Consider the following 24529-nt stretch of genomic DNA (forward strand, 5'->3'; position numbering starts at 1 on the left):
GCGGCGAGGATCACTCATGTCCGCAGAAACCCAACTGGTCGAAGTGCCGGCCAAAGAAACCGCTCTGCAAGTCTACTCGGCAGCCAATGGCCTGGATCCTTTCCTGGCCAAGATTCGCGAAGAGATCGACTCATTCGTGCCGGACGTAAGCACTCGCAAGGGTCGAGAAGCCATCGCTTCCATCGCCTACAAGGTAGCCCGCTCCAAGACGGCGCTGGACAACGTGGGCAAGGAATTGGTCGCTGAGCTGAAGGAGGTTCCGAAGAAGATCGATGCCGAGCGTAAGCGGATGCGCGATCTGCTGGACAGCTGGCAGGCTGAGGTTCGCAAGCCGCTGACAGAGTGGGAAGAGGCGGAAGCGGCGCGGGTTGCTCGCCATCAGGGCGAGATCGACAAGATCAACCTGCGCCTGGAATGCCGCGACCTGGACTCGGCCGAACTCAAGGCCAACATAGCTTGGCTGGAAGGCCTGGCCATCAGCGAAGCCTGGGAAGAGTTCGAGGCAGAGGCTGCTCGCGCCAAAGATGAGGCTTTGATCGCTCTCCGAGAATCCCTGGTTGCCCGTGAGAAGTTCGAAGCCGAGCAGGCCGAACTGGAACGCCTGCGCGCCGAAGCAGCAGCACGCGAGCAGAAAGAGCGCGAGGAGCGCATTGCCCGCGAAGCAGCAGAGCAGGCACGGCGTCAGGAAGAGGCCAAGGCCCAGGCAGAACGCGACGCCGCAGTACGCCGTGAAGCCGAAGCACAGGCCGCAGCAGAGCGCCGCGAACTTGAACTTAAGCTTGCCGCCGAGCGCGCCGAACGCGAAGCCATTGAAGCCAAGCAGCGCGCAGAACAAGCAGAGCGTGATGCACATCGGCGCGCCGAAGAAGCCGCTGCCGCAGAGCGCCAACGGCAGGCAGACGAGCAGGTCAGGATCGAGCGCGAGGCAGCAGCCCGAGAAGCCGACAAGGCCCACAAGAAAGCCATCAACAACGAAGCGCTGGCGGCGTTCGTCGCTGGTGGCATGGATGAGTCATCCGCGAGACGGGCGGTCACATTGATAGCCCAACGGAAAATTCCTGGCGTCCACATTTATTATTGAGGTCGCGAATGAACAACAGATCTGTTCTGGTTAGCGGAGTAGGAATAAACGACGCCGATTACACAGTAACGATAAATGAAACGGTCTCTGGTCGAAAAAAACAGGTGTGGGTTTGCCCGATTTATTCGACATGGAAGCATGTTATCGAGCGCTGCTACAGCAGGGAGTTCCAGAAGAGATGTCCGACATACGCGGGCTGTGAGGTTGTTCCCGAATGGAAAGTTTTCTCAGGGTTCCGGTCATGGATGATGACGCAGGACTACGCAGGGAAGCAGCTAGATAAAGATCTTCTTGTCCCTGGAAACAAGATATATGGGCCAGACACATGTGTGTTTCTGCCTTCCGAAGTCAACTCATTTCTGACCGAAAACAAATCAAGCCGAGGACCCTGGGCGGTAGGTGTTTGCTGGAATAAGTGGCGAAAAAAATTCCATGCGCGCTGCAAAAACCCATTCAGCGGGAAGACTGAAAATCTCGGTTACTTCGACAGTGAACACGAAGCTCACTCAGCATGGAAGGCTAGAAAGAATGAGCTGGCATGCGAGTACGCCTCGATTGAGAAAAACCCCATCGTAGCTCGTGCACTGCGGACTAGATACGCAAATTCATATTTAACTTCCTAATGAGGTCGACATGAACCAGATCGCCAAACGCCAAGAGTCGGCGCCAATCGTTCAGGCAGGAGAGTCTGCCACCATCTTGCAGGTTATCCAGCGTGCCGCTGCTGACCCTGCGTGCGACATCGAGAAGATGGAGCGGCTGATGCAGATGCACGAGCGATTCCAGGCCAGACAGGCAGAGCAGCAGTACACCGAGGCGCTAGCTGCAATGCAGCAAGAACTGCCCGCAATTGCGGAGCGTGGAGACGCGAATGGCCGCTACAGCTACGCGCTCTGGGAGGACATCAACGAGCGCCTAAAGCCGATCCTGGCCAAGCACGGATTTGCCCTGACATTCCGCACCCCGCGCAATGAGAAAGGCGTCGAAGTTGAAGGCGTCCTCAGTCACCGCGGCGGTCACAGCGAGCGCACCTCGATGCTGCTTCCGGCAGACACCAGCGGCAACAAGAACGCCGTCCAGGCTGTGGCCAGTTCGGTCAGCTACGGCAAGCGCTACACAGCAGGCGCCCTGCTCAACTACACAACCCACGGCGAAGACGATGACGCGTTCAACGCCGTATCGCAGCAGCCCGCTCTGGATCAGCAGGTCGTTATCGACATTCTGGAGCGCATTGACGAGGCCAAGGATAAGGACGAACTCGCCGCGATCTGGAAGGCGGCTGTCGGGGTGCTTCGCGCGGCCGGCGACACGACTGGCTATGAGCGCGTTAAAGCGGCTGCGGCCGAACGTGGCAAGGCTCTTGAGGGGACAGAGAAATGATTATTATCACCTGCGACCAAGGAAGCCCCGAATGGCACCAGGCCAGGGCCGGGTGCATCACCGCCAGTATGTTCGGCGATGCCCGCGCAAGGCTTAAATCTGGCGCCAACAAAGGCCAGCCGACTTCCGCCGCTCTGGATTACGCCTTCAAGCTGGCCGTTGAGCGTATCAGCGGGCAGCCGCTAGATGGAGGATTCGAGACCTGGCAGATGAAGCGTGGTCACGAACTGGAACCAGAGGCCCGCATGGAGCACGAGATTCAGACAGGCCTGATCATCCAGCGCGCCGGCTTCGTGACAACCGACGACGGCTGTTTCGGCGCCAGTGCTGACGGACTGATCGGCGAGGATGGCGGCAGCGAGTACAAGTGCTTTCTCGCTCCCGAGAAGCTACGCGCCTTCCACATCGACAACGACGCCAGCGGAATCATGGATCAGGTTCAAGGATGCATGTGGATCACTGGCCGCAAGTTCTGGCACGTCGGCATGTACTGCCCTGCACTGGAGCCTGTAGGCCGTCAACTCTGGTGGCGAGAGTTCAAGCGCGACGACGACTACATCGAAGCTCTGGAGGAAGACCTGTGGCAGTTCAAGCTGCTGGTCGACGAGTACGAGGCAAAGCTTCGGGAGAAGGCGGCATGAGCCAGATCGACTTCAGCCGTCATCCTGTAGATGTGCATCGAGACGAAATAGCCAGCCAGGTAGATGCGTTCCTGGCGGGCGGCGGAAAGATCGCATCTATCCCAATCGGCATGTCGGGAGACAGGGGCGCCCAGCCGAACAGCAGACCGGCACGAAAAGCTAAGCCGGGTCAGACCGACGCCGCACACTCCGCATTCGAACGCAACCGCCGAGAGAATCGCAGGCTGCTATCGCAAACAGTCCGTTACTGCGCGGATAAGGGCATGACTATCTCTGCCACCGCAGATGCAATGGACCTCGACCGCGCCACTGTCCGCAAGATCGCCGCCGAACACGGCATCAAATTTGGGCATCGTTAGCGCCGCCCTCAAAACAGGAATAACCCCATGCACCAGCTAACAGCGAATCACCGCCCTTGCGGTGTGACGGTCACCGGCTGGCCTGAAGAAAGCCAGCTTATGACCCCAGACGACATTCTGCTATTCGCGAGAGCGGTGAGGCAGATAGCGATCAACCAAGCCCAGGGCGCCGATGGCGTTCGGGTCTACCCGGAGGATGAGCCATGCCATTCGACGAAAGCCCCGCAGTCCGCCGCATAAACGCCCTCTGCTCCCCCGCGCCAGCACGCTACCTGCACATTCCCACCGGCATTCACTGGGTCGTCATCGACAGCCTGGGCAATGTCCTGCAACTCGAAAACATCGAGCGCCGGCGCCGACTGATAACCGTTTCTGACCTCGAAACCGAGGCCTGGAGAAAGCTCCCATGAACAAAGCAAATGAATGCACCTGCCCTTCTGGCGACGGCTCCCTCGTCCATCCGTGCCCGGCACATCCTGCGGTAGAGCAGGTAGGCGTGGATGAGCGCGCGACGTTCGAACTCTTCGTGCGCAAGCACTGCGGCATGCCGGCGCATATCGCTGTGAACTGGGACGCCAAGTTCACCAATGATGCATGGGCGGGGTGGCAAGCCCGCGCCGCCCTGGCGCAACCCTCTCCGGCGCATCCGGCACCGGTAGAGCAGGTGGGCACAAACGTCGGGCACGGCCACGTATTCCCACGGGCTGACGGAGTGAAAATGCGGTGCGGCGGACCTGGGCTCTGCTCGGAATGCGCTGCCGACGCTTCCCGTGCCCGCGCCGCCCTGGCGCAACCCTCCCCTATGCGTTGTCTTGCGTGCGGAGGCTATCACGGCAATAGCGGATTACCTTGCCCAAATATGCGCGTCACTGCGCAAGCGCAACCCTCCCCGACGCTACCGCCTTTCGCGGAGAAGGTGCTGGCCAAGCTTCGCCGCTTCAACGAGTGCGCCGAGGACTCCGACTCTGGCGGCGTCGATATCGGCAGGCACTGGCTCGATCTACTTACCCAACTAGGGCTTCTCAACCGGGTTCAGCGCAGCCCCGCACTTTGGGAAATCAGCCAGCAGGGTGAAGACTTGCTTGGCCTTGATGTTCCAGAAATCGAAGTGCCGGATAGCATGATAGAAAAAGCATGGCAGCGATTCGAACGGACTCTCCAGCAGCTCGAAACGCCAGGGCAGGCAGAGCAAGCGGAACAGGCAGAGGCGGAGCGGCCGGAGGGGCCAACCGAGGACGAGCTTGAAGCAGCCGGGCTCGGCTACCCGCTGCACAAGGAAGAAGCGGTAAAGCTCTGGTATTCCGGGTTCCGCTCCGAGGTGATCACCGTTCTGGAGGCGTGGGAAGCCATCGGCCATGACACCGGAATAAACCCTGACAAAGAAGAGTTGCTGGATTCGCTGCGCTACATGCTGGAAAAGTGCGAGGCACATGACGCCGCCCTGGCCGAAGTCGCAGGACTTAGGTCATTGCTGAATTCGCTTCTTTGTTATGTAGAACGCGACATTGATAGGATGCGCAGCGACCGCGACAAGTCAGACAACAAAGAAATTTATGACCGGTCCATTTCTCTCGCAATGGAGAGGCTGAAAGCTGCGCAGAATGCAGTCTTCACCACTGAACCAGGGTGTGACACTGCCGTGGAACTGGCTGCACAAACCACCCAGGCTCAGCACTGCGTGCCGGAGCTTCTGGTTCGAGCTGAGGACTTCGTATCAGGAAAAGAAGTGCCGCAAGCATGGCTCGACGTGCAGGCAGAGCGACGCCGGCAGATCACCGCCGAGGGCTGGACACCGGAGCACGACGACCTCTATTGCGCCGCCGAACTTCCGCGAGCCGCAGCGGCATACATTCTCAACGGAGCCAACGACGAGGCGCCAGCTATCTGGCCGTTCTCGGCGAAGTGGTGGAAGCCGAGAGACGCGCGATCCAACTACGTGCGTGCCGGCGCCTTGATCCTGGCCGAGATCGAGCGCCTGGACCGCGCGGCCGCGGCCGGCAAGGAGGTAGGTCATGAGTGAGGAACACTACGAATCGAGGCTGGCAAGCAAGTGCCAGGGAGTCGCCCGGTGCCTGAGCTACAACGGCCCGAAGCATGAGGCCGAGGCGAAGCACGTCCTGCATGAGGCATCGCACATGCTGGACAGCCACGCGGTTCGCGTACACCAGAAGCGCGATGGCCTGCTGATCATCAATGCGCGCGGCAAGTCCAGGTTCATGACTTGGCGTGAGCGTCTGGCCCGCTGGCTGCTCAAGGGTGCCCTGGAGATTCGGCCATGACCGACATTCGAGAAGAGTTTGAAGCGTGGCATCTGGCCAAGCATGGCTATATCACCCGGGGAAACGAGGACCTGGGCGAAGGTGCCTATGGGCAAGGCCAATGCTCGCAGCGCTGGGAAACCTGGCAAGCCAGCCGCGCGGCTTTGAGGGTGGAGTTGCCTCCTGAGCTGAATGCCGGCGACCTATTCGAGGATACGCCGATCTACAACGCGTCGATGATCAAGGTCATCCTCCAGCAAGCCGGAATCGAGGTGAAGTGAATGAGCGACTTTCGAGTTTGGTGCCCTGACTACGGTCATGAAGAAGACGACGCGATGCACATCCGCGACGCTTATGACCATGCCGCAGCGGCCAGGGAATGGGCGGAGCGGTATGAACGACAGAACGCCGAATACCCGATTGCCGATGGTGGGTGTGTTGTTGTGATGGTTCAACGCGCCGGAGAGGGAGCGCAGGCATTTACTGTCTCCGGATACGCGCAACCCGCTTACACCGAGAATGCGATCAGGGAGATGCCATGAAATGCCCATTCTGCAAGTGCGACCCGTTCCATTATGTGGACAACGGCGTTGGCTGGGAGCCCGTTGCGATTAATTGCTGCGAGCTTGGAATAGACCTGTATCACGGTAGCAAAAGAGCGCGGCGTCTCCTGCGCGACATGCAGAATCCATCTCCGCGAGCCCAGGCCAGGGCAATGCGGGTACTGCGCGAAGAGGGGATGCGGCCTGAGAAGAAAATGAGGGTTAAGCCATGACCGACCACGCAGAGCTGCGGAGGCTGGCTGAGGTGGCAACGCCTGGGGAATGGCGAACCGGGGACGGCGACGATTCGCTTCCTGACTGCGTTTTGTCCGGCGAATTCGTTGTCTGCGAGCACGCAGGTGGAGACGTGGATTACATCGCAGCCGCCAACCCCAAGACCGTCCTCGCCCTGCTGGACGATATCGACAGGCTCAAGGCGGAGAACGAAAGTCTGCTCGACGAGCTATCCGCATGCACCGAACATCCGGGCGGATGTGGGTATTGGCGCGAGGCAGCCAAGCGTAGAACTGAAGAACGCGATCAGCTCAAGGCGGAGAACGATGCGCTGAGGGGAGCGCTACAGGCCGTGGAAGCCGAAGTCGACGGGAATCTCCGCCCACTTACCCGCGACCTCGTGAACATGGTTAGCGGATTAAAGAACGGCAGCCACCCGAATGACATCTACGAACACTGCGACGAGATCGAAAGGATCATCGGAGCAGCCCTGGAAGGAGACAAGCCATGACCGATATCAACAAGCTGAGGGAACTGGCGGTGCGTGCTCTTCCATTTGCACCAGGGGAATGGTTCGTGGAGAACGGAATCGACCAAGTGCGCGATTGCGCGAACGATTTCGTTTGTGAGACGGGCGAGGATGATCCGATCAAGGCATCCTTCATCGCCGCCGCCAATCCACAAGCCATTCTCAAGCTGATTGCCGAGGTGGAACGCCTGCGCATCGGACTAAAAGGCGATTTCGACCTAGACGCATGGCTGGAATGGACGCGAGAGAAAGACCAGATCAAGGCGGAAATTGAGGCACTGCGCAGGTTCGCCGGCGAGGCATATCAAGTGCTCGGCGCTCTGGACGCCCCAGAGAACGTTCTGGACAACGCTTCCGATGCGGCCAATGGGGTGCCACTACGGCACGAAACACTACTGCCGTTCTTCGCTGAAGACTATGAGTCCATGCGGAAGGACGCAGAGCGGTATCGTTTTTATCGCCAAGGCTTTGTCTCCCCTAGCAAACTTGACACAAATATCGACGCAGCCCTAGAAGGAGCAACGCAATGAACGACCGCGAACTACTCGAACTGGCGGCGCGGGCGGCGAGGTACAGGGTCAATGAAAAATTCCAGTCCGAACGCGACTCTATAGTTGACCCTGCTACCGCAAGCCTTTGCCTTCTTGGTGGCTGTACCGCCTGGAATTCTCTCACCGATGACAGTCATGCGCTGCGGCTGGCTGTGAGGCTCGGACTCGTAGTCACCCCAGACCGAGATAACCAGCGGACTCTGGTATCGAACTCAGCAGGTCATGAATACTGCGCGATCTATTGGGATCAGCTAGGCGAGATGGCAGCAACCAGGCTGGCAATCACCGAGGCCGCCGCCGAGATCGGCAAGTCTATGGGAGGTTGGGAGTGAGCGACGCACCCATTGAACCCCATGAATACCTCTACGGCGTAAAGGTCGTCCAGATCGAGGACTTGCGGGTGGCACGAGGGCTTACCCGACGCCCCGTTTCATCCTGCCGTCACAGGAAAATGGTCTACGACGAAAAGGAGCGCCGCATCTGGTGCAGCGATTGTGAAACGGAGGTCGAGCCGTTTGATGCCTTCATGCACCTGGTGCAGGTATTCGACGGCGGCTTGAAGGACTTGAACAGGCGCCGCCGAGAACTTCATGAGGCAGAGCAGTTTGCAATCCGCAGCCGGGCAGCCAAGGTGATCGACGAAGCGTGGCGCAGTACGAAGATGGCTCCGCTTTGCCCGCACTGCAATGAGGCGCTTCTCCCGGAAGACGTTGTAAAGGGAGTTGCCACGGCGTCCAAGCAACTGATCATCGCTCGCCGCAACAAGCAGAAACAACCGAAGTAGCCCAGCCGAGCCCACTAGGGCCTCGTCCTGAGGCCCGCCCGGCTGGGCAACAAATCCTACCAGAAGGCCTGACCGAGCAGTTAACCCCCATATTGCCCGATGCGGGCGCCCTGCCCGGCCAAGCCTCCACGAATTCTACCCGCCAACCCGATGCCGTTGATCGGCCAAGGTCTCGCTATGTCTTTGATTTCAGTTGAGGCGGCCGCCGGCATTCTCGGCGTGAGCCGCAGGACCGCGTACCGCTACGCGGACGAAAAGCTGATCCCGGTGGTCAGGTTCAAAAAGACCATCCGGATACACAAGGAAAAGCTCGAACAGATGCTTGAAGAGGAAGCCGCTGCTAGCATGCGCGACGCGGTCGGCGTACCGGAGGAAGTATGCCGTACAAGAGAAACGACTCCGCCTACTGGTGGATCTCTTTCAAATCAGCAACAGGAAAGCTTGTTAGACGCTCTTCTGGAACTGCCGACTACTCGGCGGCGAAAGCACTAGAGCAACAGGAGCGCGCGAAAGCGTGGAAGGAAAAGGAAATGGGCGTGAATCCGCCCAGGACCTTTGAGGAGGTGATCATTCCGTACCTGCAACACGCTCGCCAGCATCAGCGCAGCTACGAAACGACCGTGCACCGCATAAAGCCGCTGCGCGAGTATTTTGCCGGACGCGTGGTCAACGATCTAGGGGGCCAGGACATACGGGGATACGGAGAGCACAGGCTGGATGCCGGCGCATCCCCGGCAACTATCAACCGAGAACTCGCAGCACTGTCCGCGGCGATCAACCACTGCAACACGGAACTGGAGTGGGACCTTCCTAACCCGGTGAAGGGGCGGAAGATGCGCGAGGCGGAGGGACGTGATCGTTGGCTGACCAGGGCAGAGGTCGAGGCCCTGTGCCGCGCCGCGCGCGTCCAGAAGTTTGGCCCGATGCTCGAGGATTTCATCCGCCTAGCGGTAAACACCGGATGCCGGCGGGAGGAAATGCTTGGCCTGGAGTGGCGCAGAGTGGATTTCGCCAATCGACTGATCTACTTGGAGGCATCCCACACGAAGGCAGGCAAGCGCCGGAGCATACCGATCAACGAAGGTGCGATGGCAGCGTTAAAGCGACGAATGGCATTCAGATCCGAGACCAGTCCGGAATGCCCCTGGGTTTTTGCCAGAGCCAACGGAGATCGAGTGGTTTCGCTATCAGCCGGCTTCAAGCAGGCCTGCCAGGCAGCGAAGATTGTGGACTTTACGATTCACGACCTGCGCCACACCTGCGCGGCATGGCTGGTAAGCGCCGGCGTTCCGTTGGCGGATGTTCGGGATCTGCTCGGACACTCGACAGTCGCGATGACTGAACGATATGCCCACCTTGCTCCGGCCAGAGTAAGGGATGCTGTAGGGGTTCTTGATCAAGTCCGTGAAGGCCGCATTTCACGTTCTGTTCACGCTGATAATCCAGCGCATCTACATGGAGGGCCGCTGAAGCTCGTAAACACTTGATTTAGAAGGTGGTGCGGACGGAGAGACTCGAACTCTCACGCCTTGCGGCGCTGGAACCTAAATCCAGTGTGTCTACCAATTCCACCACGTCCGCGGGACACTGCTTGGAAATGAAAACGCCAGGCCCCGGGCCTGGCGCTTCGGAATATGGGGTGGACGATGGGAATCGAACCCACGACACCAGGAGCCACAATCCTGTGCTCTACCAACTGAGCTACGCCCACCATATTACGACTTGCGGTAAAACATCGCCTGCTTCTTGCCGATTCGCCGAATGGCGCACCCGGCAGGACTCGAACCTGCGACCATCCGCTTAGAAGGCGGATGCTCTATCCAGCTGAGCTACGGGCGCTTTATTCATCTGCATTCAATGCTGAGCGCAAACTTTAAGCTCTGGCAATCACAAAGTCAGCAACCGACTTGCTTTACCTCATACCCTGCGTCCGGCTGTGCTCGGCAAGCGGGGCGCATGTTATACAGGGGGCGAAAGGCCGTCAACGGGTTTTTTAAAAAAATTCAGCTATATAAAGGAGTTACGGCAAATCCACGGGTCGCCTCCTTTGCCCCGGGCGGCGTCCATGCGAAAATGCGCGTCCTTTTTCCACCCGATTCGATGGTTACCCTTCCGACATGACCGCACAACTGATCGACGGCAAAGCGATCGCCGCCAACCTTCGCCAGCAGATAGCCCAACGCGTGACCGAGCGCCGCCAGCAAGGCCTGCGCGTTCCCGGCCTGGCGGTGATCCTGGTCGGCACCGATCCGGCCTCTCAGGTCTATGTGGCGCACAAGCGCAAGGACTGCGAGGAAGTCGGCTTTCTCTCCCAGGCCTACGATCTTCCCGCCGAAACCAGCCAGGACGACCTGCTGGCCCTGATCGACCGCCTGAACGACGACCCCGCCATCGACGGCATCCTGGTCCAGCTACCCCTGCCCGCCCACCTGGACGCCTCCCTGCTGCTGGAGCGCATCCACCCGGACAAGGACGTGGACGGTTTCCATCCCTACAACATCGGCCGCCTGGCCCAGCGCATGCCCCTCCTGCGCCCCTGCACCCCGAAAGGCATCATGACCCTGCTCGCCAGCACCGGCGCCGACCTGTACGGCATGGATGCGGTCGTGGTCGGCGCCTCGAACATCGTCGGCCGGCCCATGGCTCTGGAGTTGCTGCTGGGTGGCTGCACCGTCACCGTGACCCACCGCTTCACCCGCGACCTGGCCGACCATGTGTCGCGCGCCGACCTGGTGGTGGTCGCTGCCGGCAAGCCGGGACTGGTCAAGGGCGAGTGGATCAAGGAAGGCGCCATCGTCATCGACGTCGGCATCAACCGCCAGGCCGACGGCCGCCTGGTCGGCGACGTGGAATACGAAGTGGCAGCGCAACGCGCCAGCTGGATCACCCCGGTGCCGGGCGGCGTCGGGCCGATGACCCGCGCCTGCCTGCTGGAAAATACCCTGCACGCCGCCGAACACCTGCACGACTGAGGTCGCCGGTAATGAAAAGCCCCGCGTTCGCGGGGCTTTTCATTTATCGCTGCGGGTTCAGTCGGCCAGGCGCCAGGTAGTGCCGCCCTTGCCATCCTCCAGCACGACGCCCATGGCGGTGAGCCGATCGCGAATCCGGTCGGACTCCGCCCAGTTCTTCGCCGCCCGCGCCTCCAGGCGCGCCTGGATCAGCGCCTCGACCTCGGCCGCATCGACCTTGCCCTCGGCGCCCGCCTGCAGGAAGGCTTCCGGCTCCAGTTGCAGCACCCCCAGCAGGCCAGCCAACTGCTTCAGGCGCGCGGCCAGCGCGGCCGCCGCCGACAGGTCGCTTTCGCGCAGACGATTGACCTCCCGCGCCAGCTCGAACAGCACCGAGCAGGCACCCGCGGTATTGAAGTCGTCGTCCATCGCCGCGGCGAAGCGCTCGACATACTCCGCCGCTTCCGCCGGCGCCGCCTCGGGCAGCCCCTTGAGCGCGTTGTAGAAACGGTCCAGGGCCGCCTTGGCCTCGCGCAGGTTCTCCTCCGAGTAGTTGATCGGACTGCGGTAATGGCTGGCGATCAGCAGGTAACGCACCACTTCGGGGTGATATTTCTCCAGCACTTCGCGGATGGTGAAGAAATTGCCCAGCGACTTGGACATCTTCTCGCCGTTGATGGTGATCATCCCGCAGTGCAGCCAGGACTTGGCGTAGGGCTTGCCGGTCGCGGCCTCGCTCTGGGCGATCTCGTTCTCGTGATGAGGGAACTCCAGGTCGTTGCCACCGCCATGGATGTCGAAGGAATCGCCCAGGCAGCAGGTGGACATCACCGAGCATTCGATGTGCCAGCCCGGGCGCCCCTCGCCCCAGGGCGACGACCAGCTCGGTTCGCCAGGCTTGGCGCCCTTCCAGAGCACGAAATCGAGCGGATCCTCCTTCGCTTCGCCCGGCTCGATCCGCGCACCGATGCGCAGGTCCTCGACCCGCCGCCGCGACAACTTGCCGTAGCCAGCGAACTTGCCGACCCGGTAGTACACGTCCCCGTTGCCCGGCGCGTAGGCATAGCCCTTGTCGATCAGGGTCTGGATCATCGCGTGCATGCCGGCGATGTGATCGGTGGCGCGTGGCTCCTGGTCCGGCTTGAGGATGTTCAGCCGGGCCTCGTCCTCGTGCATCGCCGCGATCATGCGCTCGGTCAGCACATCGAACGGCTCGCCGTTCTCGTTGGCGCGATTGATGATCTTGTCATCGATATCGGTGATGTTGCGCACGTACGTCAGGTCGTAGCCACGGTGGCGCAACCAGCGGGTGATCACGTCGAACGCCACCATGCTGCGGCCGTGGCCCAGATGGCAGTAGTCGTACACGGTCATGCCGCACACGTACATGCGTACCTGGTTGCCGACCAGCGGCGTGAAGACTTCTTTGGTCTTGCTCAGCGTGTTGTAGATCTGCAGCACGGTCTTTCCTCAGCCCTGTCCCCAGGAGTCACGCAGGGTGACGGTACGGTTGAACACCGGCTTGCCCGGCCTGGAGTCCTTCAGGTCGGCGACGAAATAGCCTTCGCGCTCGAACTGGAAGCGATCCTCCGGGTTCGCCTGGCCCAGCGACGGCTCGGCGCGACAGCCGGCCAGTACCTGCAGGGAGTCGGCGTTGATGTTGTCGAGGAAGCTGCCGCCCTCTTCCGCCTTCTCCGGATTGGCCGAGCGGAACAGCCGATCGTACAGGCGCACTTCGCACTCGACGCTGCCCTCGGCCGGCACCCAGTGGATCACGCCCTTGACCTTGCGGCCTTCCGGGTTCTTGCCCAGGGTGTCCGGATCGTAGCTGCAGCGCAGTTCGACGATATTGCCGTCGGCATCCTTGATCGCTTCGTCGGCACGGATCACGTAGCTGCCGCGCAGACGCACCTCGCCACCGGGGATCAGGCGCTTGTAGCCGGCCGGCGGGACTTCCTCGAAGTCACCGGCATCGATGAACAGCTCGCGACCGAACGGCAGTACGCGCACTCCCATGTCTTCCTTCGGATGACGCGGCAACTCGAGGTTCTCCACCTGCCCTTCGGGGTAGTTGGTGATCACCACCTTGAGCGGTTTCAGCACGCACATGGCACGCGGCGCGGTGGCGTCCAGGTGGTCGCGGATGCTGAACTCGAGCATGCCGATGTCGACCACGCCGCTGGCACGGTTCACCCCGATCATCTCGCAGAAGTTGCGGATCGACTCCGGGGTGTAGCCGCGGCGGCGATAGCCGGACAGGGTCGACATGCGCGGATCGTCCCAGCCGCTGACATGGCCTTCGTCGACCAATTGCTTGAGCTTGCGCTTGCTGGTCACGGTGTAGTTCAGGTTGAGCCGGGAGAATTCGTACTGGCGCGGTTGCGCAGGTACCGGCAGGTTGGCCAGGAACCACTCGTAGAGCGGACGATGGTCTTCGAATTCCAGGGTGCAGATCGAATGGGTGATGCCCTCGATGGCGTCCGACTGACCGTGGGTGAAGTCGTAGCTCGGGTAGATGCACCACTTGTCGCCGGTCTGGTGGTGATGCGCATGGCGGATGCGGTACAGGATCGGATCGCGCAGGTTCATGTTCGGCGAACCCATGTCGATCTTCGCCCGCAGCGAACGGGCGCCGTCGGGGAACTCACCGGCCTTCATGCGGGCGAACAGGTCGAGGTTCTCCTCCACCGAACGGTCACGGTAAGGGCTGTTGCGGCCCGGCTCGGTGAGGGTGCCGCGGTATTCGCGCATTTCCTCGGGACCGAGGTCGCAGACGAACGCCTTGCCGGCCTTGATCAGCTCGATGGCCCAGGCATGCAACTGGTCGAAATAGTTGGAGGCATAGCAGACCTCGCCGGACCACTGGAAGCCCAGCCACTTGATGTCGGCCTCGATGGCATCGATGTACTCCTGGTCTTCCTTGGCCGGGTTGGTGTCATCGAAGCGCAGATGGCAATCGCCAGCGAATTCCTGGGCCAGGCCGAAGTTCAGGCAGATCGACTTGGCGTGGCCGATGTGCAGGTAACCGTTGGGCTCCGGGGGGAAACGGGTGACGATCTTCGCGTGCTTGCCGGCATCCAGGTCGGCTTGAACGATCTGGCGCAGGAAGTTCGGGGCGGCGGTGGTCTCTGGCTTGCTCATGGGATCCTTGGTCATGCTCTCGCCCGACCAGGGTAGGCCGGGCAAATCAAAGCGCTTATCATAGCCGAAGCTGTCAACCCCCTGACAGGCCTTCGATTTTCACGACAAAGCGGATTACCCACATGATCAAGCTGCATACCAACCATGGCGTCATCACCCTGAAGCTCGATGAAGAGAAAGCCCCGGAAACCGCGGCGAACTTCAAGGAGTACGTGAAAAGCGGCCACTACGACAACACCGTCTTCCACCGCGTGATCAACAACTTCATGATCCAGGGCGGCGGTTTCGAGCCGGGCATGAAGCAGAAGCCCACTCGCGCACCGATCAAGAACGAAGCCAACAACGGCCTGACCAACAAGGTCGGCAGCATCGCCATGGCTCGTACCATGGACCCGCATTCGGCCAGCGCGCAGTTCTTCATCAACGTCGCCGACAACGATTTCCTCAACCATACCGCCCCCACCACCCAGGGCTGGGGCTATGCCGTCTTCGGCGAAGTGGTCGAGGGCATGGACGTGGTCAACAAGATCAAGGGCGTGGCCACCACCATGCGCAGCGGCCACCAGGACGTGCCGGCCGAGGACGTGATCATCGAGAAGGCCGAAATCGTCGAAGAATGAAGCGATGAGCGTCCTGTTCATCTCGGACCTGCATCTCGAAGCGGAACGCCCGGACATCACCCGGGCGTTTCTGTCTTTCCTCGATGAGCGCGCCCGCCGGGCCGAGGCCCTGTACATCCTCGGCGACTTCTTCGAAGCCTGGATCGGCGACGACGGCATGGACGCCTTCCAGCGCTCCATCGCCCAGTCCCTGCGCCAGGTGGCCGACGGCGGTACGCGCATCTACCTGATGCACGGCAATCGCGACTTCCTCATTGGCAAGGCGTTCTGCCGCGAGGCCGGATGCACGCTGCTGCCCGACCCGAGCGTGATCGACCTGTACGGCGAGCCGGTATTGCTGATGCACGGGGACAGCCTGTGCACCCGAGACGAGGCCTACATGCGCCTGCGCCGCTGGCTGCGCAACCCGCTCACGCTCTGGGTACTGCGCCACCTGCCACTGGCCACCCGGCACAAGCTGGCACGCAAGCTGCGCAAGGAAAGCCGCGCGCAGACCCGCATGAAAGCCGTCGACATCATCGATGTCACGCCCGAAGAAGTGCCCCGGGTCATGCGCGGGCATGGCGTGCGTACCCTGATCCACGGCCACACTCATCGGCCGGCCGAACACCCGCTGGACATCGACGGCCAGCCCGCCCGGCGCATCGTGCTCGGCGACTGGGACCGCCAGGGCTGGGCCCTGGAGATCGACGCCAACGGCCATCGCCAGGCGCCCTTCCCGCTCTGACCCACCCCAGGCCCGCCATGCGGGCCTTTCAGCGAAGCATTATGCGATTCGCATTTTTTCCGCTGTCCATCTTGACGTCGCGGGCCACCTTTCAGCAGGATCGCGCTCCCCCACCCCGCATCAAGGAATGATCGTGATCATCTCGAAGGGAAACCTGATCAAGTTCGTCGCCGCCCCCCTCGGCATGCTCGCCCTCGGCTTCGGCCTGTTCAACGGCGTGTTCTTCTATAACGAAGCCGGCTTCATGACCCACGTAAGGACCATCTTCGGCGACGAGAAGATCGTCGATGACGTCGGCTACGCGACCAAGTGGTTCGGTCGCGCCACCACCTGGAAGAAGGCCATCAGCGTGCAGTCCGTGCTGGTCATGGACGATAACGACACCAATCCGGACAACGACGGCCTCGGCGCCACCATCGAGGCTTTCCCGATCGTGTTCCTCGGCAACGTCGACGCCAAGGTCGAATCTTCCGCGCGCTTTCGCCTACCCGGCGGCGAGCCGTTCCTGAAGATGGCCCAGGAATACCGCAACCCGGACAATTTCATCCGCACCGCACTGGTGCCGGCGATCAAGGAAACCCTCCAGGCCACCGCTTCGCTGATGAGCGCCGACGACTACTACGCCGGAGCCCGCAGCGAATTCGCCGCCGAGTTCGAGAACCAGCTCAACGACGGCCTGTACCTGATCAAGCGCAAGGAAGTCCGCGGGCCGCGCGGCGCCATTCCGCACCAGACCGCGATCCTCCAGGCCGGCACCGAGCAGGGAGCGTTCGGCGACAACAACGCCAGCCAGTTCGTCACCGAGAAGGTCACCGATGCCAAGGGCATCCCGGTACGCAAGCAACAGCAGTTCCGCAAGTTCGGCGTCGAGGTGGTGGAAGCGCGGATCACCAACGTCGATCCCAACCCGCAGTACAAGCAGCGCATGGTCAAGGTCCAGCAGGCGCTCGCCGAGCTGGCGGTGGCGCGGCAGAACCGCCTGAAGGAAGAAGAGGAAAAGCTGCTGGTCACCGCCCGCGGCGAGAAGGAAGTCGAGGCCAAGCGCCAGGAAACCCTGCGCGACCAGATCGAACGCACCACCCAGGCGGAAACCGACAAGCAATTGGCGGTGATCAACGCCGAGCGCGAGAAGCAGCGCGCCGAGATCGAGAAGCAGACCGCCGAACTGCTGCGCGACAAGGCCACGGTGACCGCCCAGGCCACCAAGATCACCGCCGACGCCGAGGCTTACGCCCGCGAAGCGGTGATCAAGGCGGACGGCGCGTTGCAGCCGAAGCTCGACGCGCTGATCGCGATCAACAAGGTCTGGGCCGAAGCCGCCGCCCAGGCCCCCGTCCCCAGCGTAATGATGGGCGCCGGCGCCAACGGCGCGGCGAGCCGCCAGGACGAGATCGGCCAGCTGATGGGCGTTCTGGCGACCAAGGCCGCCCGCGACCTGGCCCTCGACCTCAAGGTCAAGGACTGATCCAGGCAGCAAAAAAAGCGCCCCGCGGGGCGCTTTCTTGTTTCCGACTCAGGCCACCAGGTCCACCGGGAGGCCGCTGTGGAAGCGGAATTCGTTGTCCGGACTGCTGATCAGCTCGGCCTCCTTGGCCCGCACCACCTCGATCGTCCGCTCCACGTCGGCCTCGTCGCCGTACTGGTAGGCCAGCTTCAGGTAGTCCTGGAAATGCCGCGACTCGGACTTCAGCAAACCGCCGTAGAATTTCGCCAGCTCCGCGTCCAGGTGCGGCACCAGGGCGGCGAAGCGCTCGCAGGAACGCGCCTCGATGAAGGCGCCGACCACCAGCGTATCGGTCAGCCGCTGCGGCTCCTGCTTGCGCACCAGGTCGCGCAGCGCCGAGGCGTAGCGGGAGGCGCTGACATTGACCACCCGGATACCGCGTTTCTTCAGGATCGCCAGCACCTGCTCGAAGTGGCGCAGCTCCTCGCGCGCCAGGCGGCTCATCTTGTTCACCAGGTCCAGGCGGCCGGAGTACTTGCCGATCAGTTGCATCGCCGTCGCCGCGGCCTTCATCTCGCAGGCCTTGTGGTCCAGCAGCATGACGTCCTGGCGCTCCAGGGCCGCCTCGACCCAGGCGGCGGGAGTGGAACAGGCAAGGAATTGGTCGATCTCGGGCAACATGGTGCAGGTCACTCATTCTGGAAAGGGCCTGCCATGACGCTGGTCGGGGCAGGAAAGGCGGAGCATTATACGGAAGCTGCGGCGGTCGGGCAGGCCGACCCGTTTGATATGCATCAAGAGCAGCGGCTGGATTGCGTCTAGAGTTGTTTCAGCGATAACCACAAGCACTCAGGGAGACGATCATGCAAGCCATTCGCAGCATCCTCGTGGTGATTGAACCGGACCAGCTGGAAGGTCTCGCCCTGAAACGGGCACAACTGATCGCCGGCGTGACCCAGTCGCACCTGCACCTGCTGGTCTGCGAGAAGCGCCGCGACCACAGCGCCGCTCTCAACGACCTGGCCCAGGAGCTGCGCGAGGAAGGCTACAGCGTCTCGACCAACCAGGCCTGGAAGGACTCCCTGCACCAGACCATCATCGCCGAGCAACAGGCCGAAGGCTGCGGGTTGATCATCAAGCAGCACTTTCCCGACAACCCGCTGAAAAAGGCCATCCTCACCCCGGACGACTGGAAGCTGCTGCGCTTCGCGCCCTGTCCGGTACTGATGACCAAGACCGCCCGGCCCTGGACGGGAGGAAAGATCCTCGCCGCGGTCGACGTCGGCAACAACGACGGCGAGCACCGCTCCCTGCACGCCGGGATCATCAGCCATGCCTACGACATCGCCGGCCTGGCCAAGGCCACGCTGCACGTGATCAGCGCCCACCCCTCGCCGATGCTCTCCTCTGCCGACCCGACCTTCCAGCTCAGCGAAACCATCGAGGCCCGCTATCGCGAGGCCTGCCGCACCTTCCAGGCCGAGTACGGTTTCAGCGACGAACAATTGCACATCGAGGAAGGTCCGGCCGACGTGCTGATCCCGCGCACCGCGCAGAAGCTCGACGCGGTGGTCACCGTGATCGGCACCGTGGCGCGCACAGGGTTGTCCGGCGCGCTGATCGGCAATACCGCGGAAGTGGTGCTGGATACCCTGGAAAGCGACGTGCTGGTGTTGAAGCCGGACGACATCATCGCCCACCTGGAGGAGCTGGCCAGCAAGGAGTGACCGCTGGTCGGACGAAAAAGCCGCCCAAGGGCGGCTTTTTCGCTGGAGACACCGCCTATCTGTCGATCGCCTGCAGGAACGAGGGCGCGATGTAGCGCTGGTAATGCGCTTCCGACAGCAGGAAGAATTCCCGGTCGATGGCATCGCGCAGGTCCGGCAGGCTCCAGTCGCGGAATTCCGGCAGCAGTGCCACGCCGTAGGCTTCGATCTGGTTGATCAGCCGGGAACCGCGGGCGATCAACTGGTAGGCCCAGCAATAGGGGGACTGCTCGGGGACGAAACGGATCTGCCGCTGCTCCAGTTGCAGGCGCAGGCGCGCGGCGTCGAAGACTTCCAGCTTGGCGGCCATCACCTGGGCCAGCAACTGCTCAAGGCGACTCCAGACAGCCCGCTTTTCCTCGGCGTCGTAGAGGTTCCAGTTGACCACCTCATGGTGGAAACGCTTGCAGCCACGGCATACCAGGTCGCCGTATACCGTGGAGCAAAGCCCTACGCAGGGGGTTTTGATTCTTTGCGAAGACATGGCCGGGACAACGAAAACAAAGCGGCATCTTAGCCCTTTGTCTAATCAAGTTCACCCCGTGGTTCCTAGGGTTTCCGACTTAACTTTGCGTCGAGTTTCCAGTAACATTGGCCCGCCTTTTTAGGCGCCAATGTCCGTTAGAAGCTGTTTTCAAAGCGTCACGAGCACAGTTTCCGGCAGGTACGCTGGCGACGGCGCCTCCCTCAAGCGTCTCGCCAGCCCCACCCCAGCCCGCCGGCGTAAAACTTTGAAAACAGCTTCTGTCTGGAACCTGCCGATGCCCTCGTAGGTTGGTGGATTACCGTCCACCTGGGCCTGACGAGCGGATCTGCGTCGGTTCCTGGATACGTGTCCCCCGGGACCACTGATGAGGGAAATACTGTGCTTGAAGCCTACCGCAAACACGTAGAAGAGCGTGCCGCCCAGGGTGTCGTGCCCCAACCGCTGAACGCCGAACAGACCGCAGGCCTGGTCGAGCTGCTGAAGAACCCGCCGGCCGGCGAAGAAGAATTCCTCCTTGACCTGATCACCAACCGCGTACCGCCGGGCGTCGACGAAGCCGCCTACGTCAAGGCCGGTTTCCTTTCCGCCATCGTCAAGGGCGAAGCCACCTCCCCCCTTATCGACAAGCAACGTGCCGCCGAGCTGCTGGGCACCATGCAGGGCGGCTACAACATCGCCACCCTGGTCGAGCTGCTGGACGACGCCGAACTGGCCAACACCGCCGCCGAACAGCTGAAGCACACCCTGCTGATGTTCGACGCCTTCCACGACGTCGCCGAGCGCGCCAAGAAGGGCAATGCCGCGGCCAAGTCCGTGCTGCAATCCTGGGCCGATGGCGAGTGGTTCAAGGCCAAGCCGGAAGTCCCGGAAAAGCTGACTCTCACCGTATTCAAGGTCCCCGGCGAAACCAACACCGACGACCTCTCCCCGGCCCCCGACGCCTGGTCGCGCCCGGACATCCCGCTGCACGCCCTGGCCATGCTGAAGATGGCCCGCGACGGCATCGAGCCGGTCCAGCCGGGTTCGGTCGGTCCGCTGAAGCAGATCGAAGCGGTCAAGGCCAAGGGCTTCCCGGTCGCCTACGTCGGCGACGTGGTCGGCACCGGTTCCTCGCGCAAATCCGCCACCAACTCGGTGCTGTGGTTCTTCGGCGACGACATTCCGTTCGTGCCGAACAAGCGTGCCGGCGGCTTCTGCTTCGGCACCAAGATCGCACCGATCTTCTACAACACCATGGAAGATGCCGGCGCCCTGCCGATCGAGTTCGACTGCACCAACCTGGCCATGGGCGACGTCATCGACGTATACCCCTATGAAGGCAAGGTCGTTCGCCACGACAGCGGCGAAGTGGTCACCACCTTCGAGCTGAAGACCCCAGTCCTGCTCGACGAAGTCCGCGCCGGCGGCCGTATCCCGCTGATCGTCGGCCGTGGCCTGACCGAGAAGGCCCGCGCCGAGCTGGGCCTGGGCGCCTCCGACCTGTTCCGCAAGCCGGAAGCACCGGCCGATAGCGGCAAGGGCTTCACCCTGGCACAGAAAATGGTCGGCCGCGCCTGCGGTCTGCCGGAAGGCCAGGGCGTGCGCCCGGGCACCTACTGCGAACCGAAGATGACCACCGTCGGTTCCCAGGACACCACCGGCCCGATGACCCGCGACGAACTGAAGGACCTCGCCTGCCTCGGCTTCTCCGCCGACCTGGTGATGCAGTCCTTCTGCCACACCGCGGCCTATCCGAAGCCGATCGACGTCAAGACCCACCACACCCTGCCCGACTTCATCATGACCCGTGGCGGCGTGTCGCTGCGCCCGGGCGACGGCATCATCCACAGCTGGCTGAACCGCATGCTGCTGCCCGATACCGTTGGTACCGGCGGCGACTCGCACACCCGCTTCCCGATCGGCATCTCGTTCCCGGCCGGCTCCGGCCTGGTGGCCTTCGCCGCCGCCACCGGCGTGATGCCGCTGGACATGCCGGAGTCGGTGCTGGTGCGCTTCAAGGGCAAGCTGCAACCGGGCATCACCCTGCGTGACCTGGTCCATGCGATCCCTTACTACGCGATCCAGCAGGGCCTGCTGACCGTCGAGAAGAAAGGCAAGAAGAACATCTTCTCCGGCCGCATCCTCGAGATCGAAGGCCTCAACGACCTGACCGTGGAGCAGGCCTTCGAGCTGTCCGACGCCTCGGCCGAGCGTTCCGCCGCCGGCTGCACCATCAAGCTGCCGGAACAGGCGATCGCCGAGTACCTGAAGTCCAACATCACCCTGCTGCGCTGGATGATCGGCGAAGGCTACGGCGACCCGCGCACCCTGGAGCGTCGCGCCCAGGCGATGGAAGCCTGGCTGGCCAAGCCGGAGCTGCTGGAAGCCGACAAGGACGCCGAGTACGCCGCGGTGATCGAGATCGACCTGGCCGACGTCAAGGAGCCGGTGCTCTGCGCGCCGAACGATCCGGACGACGCGCGTCTGCTGTCGAGCGTACAGGGCCGCAAGATCGATGAAGTGTTCATCGGCTCCTGCATGACCAACATCGGTCACTTCCGCGCCGCCGGCAAGCTGCTGGACAAGGTCAAGGGCGGTATCCCGACCCGTCTGTGGCTGGCTCCGCCGACCAAGATGGACGCCCACCAGTTGACCGAGGAAGGCTACTACGGCATCTACGGCAAGGCTGGCGCGCGCATGGAAATGCCGGGCTGCTCGCTGTGCATGGGCAACCAGGCTCGCGTCCAGACCGGTTCCACCGTGGTCTCCACTTCGACCCGTAACTTCCCGAACCGTCTGGGCGATGCCACCGATGTGTTCCTGGCATCGGCCGAGCTGGCGGCGGTCTCCTCGATCCTCGGCAAACTGCCGACCGTGGAGGAGTACATGGCCTACGCGAAGGACATCGACAGCATGGCTGCCGACGTCTACCGCTACCTGAGCTTCGACCAGATCGCCGAGTTCCGCGAAGCGGCTGCGAACGCCAAGATCCCGGTCGTCCAGGCCTGATCCAGCGACGCGTCGAACAAGCCCCGCCCCGTGCGGGGCTTTTTCTTGCCCGGCGAAAACCCCCGCGCCGCCTGGCATAGCGCTTGCTGTGGCAGCTATGGAAAAGCGCGCCGACGACGGCGCCTGCGCACTGGAAAACGGGACGGCCCGCGCCGCCCTCCCGCACTCGAGGTGGTGATGACAGACAGAGCAATACGCAGCCAGGCCTGGGCCGGCGGTTCCGACGCACCGGAAAAGAGCGCCCTGGACATCGGTTTCATGGCGCTGACCGATTCGGCCTCGCTGATCGTGGCCGCCACCCAGGGCTTCGCCCAGCCCTACGGCCTCACGCTCAATCTCAGGCGCCAACCGTCCTGGGCCACCTTGCGCGACAAGCTGCTCAGCGGCGAGCTGGATGCCGCGCAGTGCCTGTACGGGCTGGTCTACGGCGTCCAGCTCGGCCTCGGCGGCAGCGCGGCAAGCGAGATGGCGGTGCTCATGGGACTGTGCCAGAACGGCCAGGCGATCAATCTTTCCGAACCGCTGAAGCAGGCTGGCGTGACCAGTGCGGAGGCACTGCTCCGGCATCGGCGCCAGAATGGTGCACGCCTGACCCTGGCGCAGACCTTTCCCACCGGTACCCACGCGCTCTGGCTGAACTACTGGCTGGCGAGCATCGGTCTGCATCCGCTGCACGACGTGCACAGCGTGGTGGTTCCACCGGCGCAGATGGTCGGCCATCTCCAGGCCGGGCGCATCGACGGGTTCTGCGCCGGCGGACCCTGGGGCGCCCTGGCCGTGGACCAGGGCCAGGGCTTCACCATCGCCACCAGCCAGGCGATCTGGCCGGACCACCCGGAAAAGGTCCTCGGCACTACCCGCGCCTTCGTCGACGCCTACCCGAACACCGCCCGCGCGCTGGTCATGGCGGTCCTCGACGCCAGCCGCTTCATCGAACAGAACGCCGAGAACCGCCTGGGCACCGCGCAACTGATCAGCGGCCGCGACTATGTCGACGCTCCGCTCGGCGCGATCCAGCCGCGCTTCTTCGGCCGCTACCAGGACGGCCTCGGCAACGCCTGGCAGGACCCGCATCCGCTGCGTTTCTATGCCGACGGCGAAGTCAACCGGCCCTGGCTCTCGGATGGCATGTGGTTCATGACCCAATTCCGCCGCTGGGGCCTGCTGCGCGAAGACCCGGACTACCTGGGCATCGCCCGCAGGGTCCAGCAGACCGCGCTGTACCGCGATGCCGCGACGGCCCTTGGCCTGTGCCTGGACGGCGCCGACATGCGCCGCTCGACACTGATCGACGGGCGCACCTGGGACGGCAGCGACCCCGCCGGCTACGCCCGCAGCTTCCCGATCCACGCCCTGGCCGAAACCGGCCAGGGCATCGCCCCCTGACCCTGGTGCGCCCGCCATGCTGCGTATCCTGCTGATCGACGACACGCCGAAGAAAGTCGGACGCCTCAGGGCCGCCCTGCTCGAGAGCGGTTTCGAAGTGGTGGACGAGTCGGGGCTGACCATCGACCTGCCGGCGCGCGTCGAAGCGCTGCGTCCCGACGTGATCCTGATCGACACGGAGTCTCCCGGCCGCGACGTGATGGAGCAGGTCTGCCTGGTCAGCCGCGACCAGCCGCGCCCGATCGTGATGTTCACCGACGAGCACGATCCGGGAGTGATGCGCCGCGCCATCCAGTCCGGGGTCAGCGCCTACATCGTCGAAGGCATCCAGGCCAGCCGCCTGCAACCGATCCTCGACGTCGCCATGGCGCGCTTCGAGAGCGACCAGGCGCTGCGCGCTCAACTGCAGGCGCGCGAGGCGCAGCTGGCCGAGCGCAAGCGCATAGAGTTGGCCAAGGGCCTGCTGATGAAGATGAAGCATTGCGGCGAGGAGGAGGCCTACACGCTGATGCGGCGCCAGGCCATGAGCCGCCAGCAGAAGCTGATCCAGGTCGCCGAGCAGATCATCGCCATGCACGACATGCTCGGCGGCTGAATCCGGCTGGGCAGCTGGCGATCATATCGCCAGCCACCCTGCTGGCCCCCGGCGCAGAGCGGCGC

28 protein-coding genes and 3 tRNA genes are annotated in these 24529 nt (G+C 62.7%); 24 read left to right on the forward strand and 7 right to left on the reverse strand.

What is annotated here, in order from left to right:
- The first annotated feature begins 16 nt into the window (after nucleotides 1–16).
- From LE197_RS12905 to LE197_RS12980, 16 genes are all read left to right on the forward strand, one after another.
- The gene (locus tag LE197_RS12905) at nucleotides 17–1081 is read left to right on the forward strand and encodes a hypothetical protein (RefSeq protein WP_226034067.1); all 1065 of its coding nucleotides are present in this window, start codon (nucleotides 17–19) and stop codon (nucleotides 1079–1081) included.
- Nucleotides 1082–1089: 8 nt separating this feature from the next.
- On the forward strand, nucleotides 1090–1704 hold the full coding sequence (locus LE197_RS12910; RefSeq protein WP_023081937.1) for an AP2 domain-containing protein: 615 nt from the start codon (nucleotides 1090–1092) through the stop codon (nucleotides 1702–1704).
- Between the two features lie 10 nt (nucleotides 1705–1714).
- Nucleotides 1715–2461, forward strand: coding sequence for an ERF family protein (locus LE197_RS12915; protein ID WP_121142390.1), 747 nt, complete (start codon nucleotides 1715–1717; stop codon nucleotides 2459–2461).
- Nucleotides 2458–3102 (forward strand): lambda exonuclease family protein, encoded by a 645-nt coding sequence (locus tag LE197_RS12920; RefSeq protein WP_033997144.1) that lies wholly within the window; start codon nucleotides 2458–2460, stop codon nucleotides 3100–3102. The genes LE197_RS12915 and LE197_RS12920 overlap by 4 nt, the downstream gene beginning before the upstream one ends.
- A complete protein-coding gene (locus tag LE197_RS12925) occupies nucleotides 3099–3461 on the forward strand; it encodes a hypothetical protein (protein WP_226034068.1) in 363 nt (120 codons plus the stop codon). The genes LE197_RS12920 and LE197_RS12925 overlap by 4 nt, the downstream gene beginning before the upstream one ends.
- A gap of 203 nt (nucleotides 3462–3664) precedes the next feature.
- Nucleotides 3665–3871: a hypothetical protein gene (locus LE197_RS12930; protein WP_003140732.1), complete on the forward strand. Its 207-nt coding sequence runs from the start codon at nucleotides 3665–3667 to the stop codon at nucleotides 3869–3871.
- On the forward strand, nucleotides 3868–5481 hold the full coding sequence (locus LE197_RS12935) for a hypothetical protein (protein WP_226034069.1): 1614 nt from the start codon (nucleotides 3868–3870) through the stop codon (nucleotides 5479–5481). Before LE197_RS12930 ends, LE197_RS12935 begins: the two co-directional genes overlap by 4 nt.
- A complete protein-coding gene (locus LE197_RS12940) occupies nucleotides 5474–5740 on the forward strand; it encodes a hypothetical protein (protein ID WP_226034070.1) in 267 nt (88 codons plus the stop codon). Before LE197_RS12935 ends, LE197_RS12940 begins: the two co-directional genes overlap by 8 nt.
- Nucleotides 5737–6000 (forward strand): hypothetical protein, encoded by a 264-nt coding sequence (locus tag LE197_RS12945; protein ID WP_226034071.1) that lies wholly within the window; start codon nucleotides 5737–5739, stop codon nucleotides 5998–6000. The genes LE197_RS12940 and LE197_RS12945 overlap by 4 nt, the downstream gene beginning before the upstream one ends.
- Nucleotides 6001–6261 (forward strand): hypothetical protein, encoded by a 261-nt coding sequence (locus tag LE197_RS12950; protein WP_226034072.1) that lies wholly within the window; start codon nucleotides 6001–6003, stop codon nucleotides 6259–6261.
- Nucleotides 6262–6490: 229 nt separating this feature from the next.
- Nucleotides 6491–7006, forward strand: a complete 516-nt coding sequence (locus LE197_RS12955) for an ead/Ea22-like family protein (protein ID WP_226034073.1) — start codon at nucleotides 6491–6493, stop codon at nucleotides 7004–7006.
- On the forward strand, nucleotides 7003–7554 hold the full coding sequence (locus LE197_RS12960; protein WP_181016888.1) for a hypothetical protein: 552 nt from the start codon (nucleotides 7003–7005) through the stop codon (nucleotides 7552–7554). Before LE197_RS12955 ends, LE197_RS12960 begins: the two co-directional genes overlap by 4 nt.
- Nucleotides 7551–7907, forward strand: a complete 357-nt coding sequence (locus LE197_RS12965) for a hypothetical protein (RefSeq protein WP_033997148.1) — start codon at nucleotides 7551–7553, stop codon at nucleotides 7905–7907. Before LE197_RS12960 ends, LE197_RS12965 begins: the two co-directional genes overlap by 4 nt.
- The gene (locus LE197_RS12970; RefSeq protein WP_033942993.1) at nucleotides 7904–8359 is read left to right on the forward strand and encodes a hypothetical protein; all 456 of its coding nucleotides are present in this window, start codon (nucleotides 7904–7906) and stop codon (nucleotides 8357–8359) included. The genes LE197_RS12965 and LE197_RS12970 overlap by 4 nt, the downstream gene beginning before the upstream one ends.
- Before the next feature lie 177 nt (nucleotides 8360–8536).
- Complete coding sequence (locus LE197_RS12975) at nucleotides 8537–8851, forward strand: helix-turn-helix domain-containing protein (RefSeq protein ID WP_196718099.1); 315 nt, start codon at nucleotides 8537–8539, stop codon at nucleotides 8849–8851.
- A 38-nt stretch (nucleotides 8852–8889) separates the two neighbouring features.
- On the forward strand, nucleotides 8890–9846 hold the full coding sequence (locus LE197_RS12980) for a tyrosine-type recombinase/integrase (RefSeq protein WP_096305921.1): 957 nt from the start codon (nucleotides 8890–8892) through the stop codon (nucleotides 9844–9846).
- A gap of 9 nt (nucleotides 9847–9855) precedes the next feature.
- Here the strand turns inward: LE197_RS12980 and LE197_RS12985 are convergent.
- From LE197_RS12985 to LE197_RS12995, 3 genes are all read right to left on the reverse strand, one after another.
- Nucleotides 9856–9940, reverse strand: a tRNA-Leu gene (locus LE197_RS12985).
- Nucleotides 9941–9994: 54 nt separating this feature from the next.
- Nucleotides 9995–10070 (reverse strand) — tRNA-His (locus LE197_RS12990).
- Between the two features lie 51 nt (nucleotides 10071–10121).
- Nucleotides 10122–10198 (reverse strand) — tRNA-Arg (locus LE197_RS12995).
- 278 nt (nucleotides 10199–10476) lie between these two features.
- Between LE197_RS12995 and folD the strand changes: the two genes are divergently transcribed.
- On the forward strand, nucleotides 10477–11331 hold the full coding sequence (gene folD / locus LE197_RS13000; RefSeq protein ID WP_003087898.1) for a bifunctional methylenetetrahydrofolate dehydrogenase/methenyltetrahydrofolate cyclohydrolase FolD: 855 nt from the start codon (nucleotides 10477–10479) through the stop codon (nucleotides 11329–11331).
- A 57-nt stretch (nucleotides 11332–11388) separates the two neighbouring features.
- Here folD and cysS read toward each other — a convergent pair whose 3' ends face one another.
- On the reverse strand, nucleotides 11389–12771 hold the full coding sequence (cysS, locus tag LE197_RS13005) for a cysteine--tRNA ligase (RefSeq protein ID WP_003120296.1): 1383 nt from the start codon (nucleotides 12769–12771) through the stop codon (nucleotides 11389–11391).
- A gap of 9 nt (nucleotides 12772–12780) precedes the next feature.
- Nucleotides 12781–14451, reverse strand: coding sequence for a glutamine--tRNA ligase/YqeY domain fusion protein (locus LE197_RS13010; RefSeq protein ID WP_003098032.1), 1671 nt, complete (start codon nucleotides 14449–14451; stop codon nucleotides 12781–12783).
- Nucleotides 14452–14573: 122 nt separating this feature from the next.
- Here LE197_RS13010 and LE197_RS13015 point away from each other — a divergent pair, with 122 nt between their 5' ends.
- From LE197_RS13015 to LE197_RS13025, 3 genes are all read left to right on the forward strand, one after another.
- Nucleotides 14574–15071, forward strand: coding sequence for a peptidylprolyl isomerase (locus LE197_RS13015; protein WP_003087890.1), 498 nt, complete (start codon nucleotides 14574–14576; stop codon nucleotides 15069–15071).
- Nucleotides 15072–15075: 4 nt separating this feature from the next.
- Nucleotides 15076–15798 carry a UDP-2,3-diacylglucosamine diphosphatase gene (lpxH, locus tag LE197_RS13020; RefSeq protein ID WP_003113585.1) on the forward strand — a complete coding sequence of 241 codons (723 nt, stop codon included), beginning with the start codon at nucleotides 15076–15078 and terminating at the stop codon, nucleotides 15796–15798.
- Between the two features lie 133 nt (nucleotides 15799–15931).
- The gene (locus LE197_RS13025; RefSeq protein ID WP_003120298.1) at nucleotides 15932–17263 is read left to right on the forward strand and encodes an SPFH domain-containing protein; all 1332 of its coding nucleotides are present in this window, start codon (nucleotides 15932–15934) and stop codon (nucleotides 17261–17263) included.
- A 48-nt stretch (nucleotides 17264–17311) separates the two neighbouring features.
- Here LE197_RS13025 and LE197_RS13030 read toward each other — a convergent pair whose 3' ends face one another.
- Nucleotides 17312–17935, reverse strand: coding sequence for a tRNA isopentenyl-2-thiomethyl-A-37 hydroxylase MiaE (locus LE197_RS13030; protein ID WP_003122839.1), 624 nt, complete (start codon nucleotides 17933–17935; stop codon nucleotides 17312–17314).
- A gap of 170 nt (nucleotides 17936–18105) precedes the next feature.
- On the opposite strand from LE197_RS13030, the gene LE197_RS13035 reads away from it, so the two are divergent.
- A complete protein-coding gene (locus LE197_RS13035) occupies nucleotides 18106–18969 on the forward strand; it encodes a universal stress protein (protein ID WP_003087881.1) in 864 nt (287 codons plus the stop codon).
- Between the two features lie 55 nt (nucleotides 18970–19024).
- On the opposite strand, the gene LE197_RS13040 is transcribed toward LE197_RS13035, so the two are convergent.
- Nucleotides 19025–19492 carry a DUF1289 domain-containing protein gene (locus LE197_RS13040; protein WP_003098041.1) on the reverse strand — a complete coding sequence of 156 codons (468 nt, stop codon included), beginning with the start codon at nucleotides 19490–19492 and terminating at the stop codon, nucleotides 19025–19027.
- A 381-nt stretch (nucleotides 19493–19873) separates the two neighbouring features.
- Between LE197_RS13040 and acnB the strand changes: the two genes are divergently transcribed.
- The 3 genes from acnB to LE197_RS13055 all read left to right on the forward strand — a co-directional run bounded on the left by acnB (nucleotide 19874) and on the right by LE197_RS13055 (nucleotide 24464).
- A complete protein-coding gene (acnB, locus tag LE197_RS13045) occupies nucleotides 19874–22483 on the forward strand; it encodes a bifunctional aconitate hydratase 2/2-methylisocitrate dehydratase (RefSeq protein ID WP_003087875.1) in 2610 nt (869 codons plus the stop codon).
- A gap of 177 nt (nucleotides 22484–22660) precedes the next feature.
- Entirely contained in the window at nucleotides 22661–23869 is a 1209-nt protein-coding gene (locus LE197_RS13050) for a CmpA/NrtA family ABC transporter substrate-binding protein (protein ID WP_014603053.1), read from the forward strand.
- Nucleotides 23870–23885: 16 nt separating this feature from the next.
- Complete coding sequence (locus tag LE197_RS13055; protein ID WP_003087868.1) at nucleotides 23886–24464, forward strand: ANTAR domain-containing response regulator; 579 nt, start codon at nucleotides 23886–23888, stop codon at nucleotides 24462–24464.
- Nucleotides 24465–24529 lie beyond the last annotated feature (65 nt).

This window comes from Pseudomonas sp. PS1(2021) (assembly GCF_020405165.1).
GTDB lineage: Bacteria > Pseudomonadota > Gammaproteobacteria > Pseudomonadales > Pseudomonadaceae > Pseudomonas > Pseudomonas aeruginosa.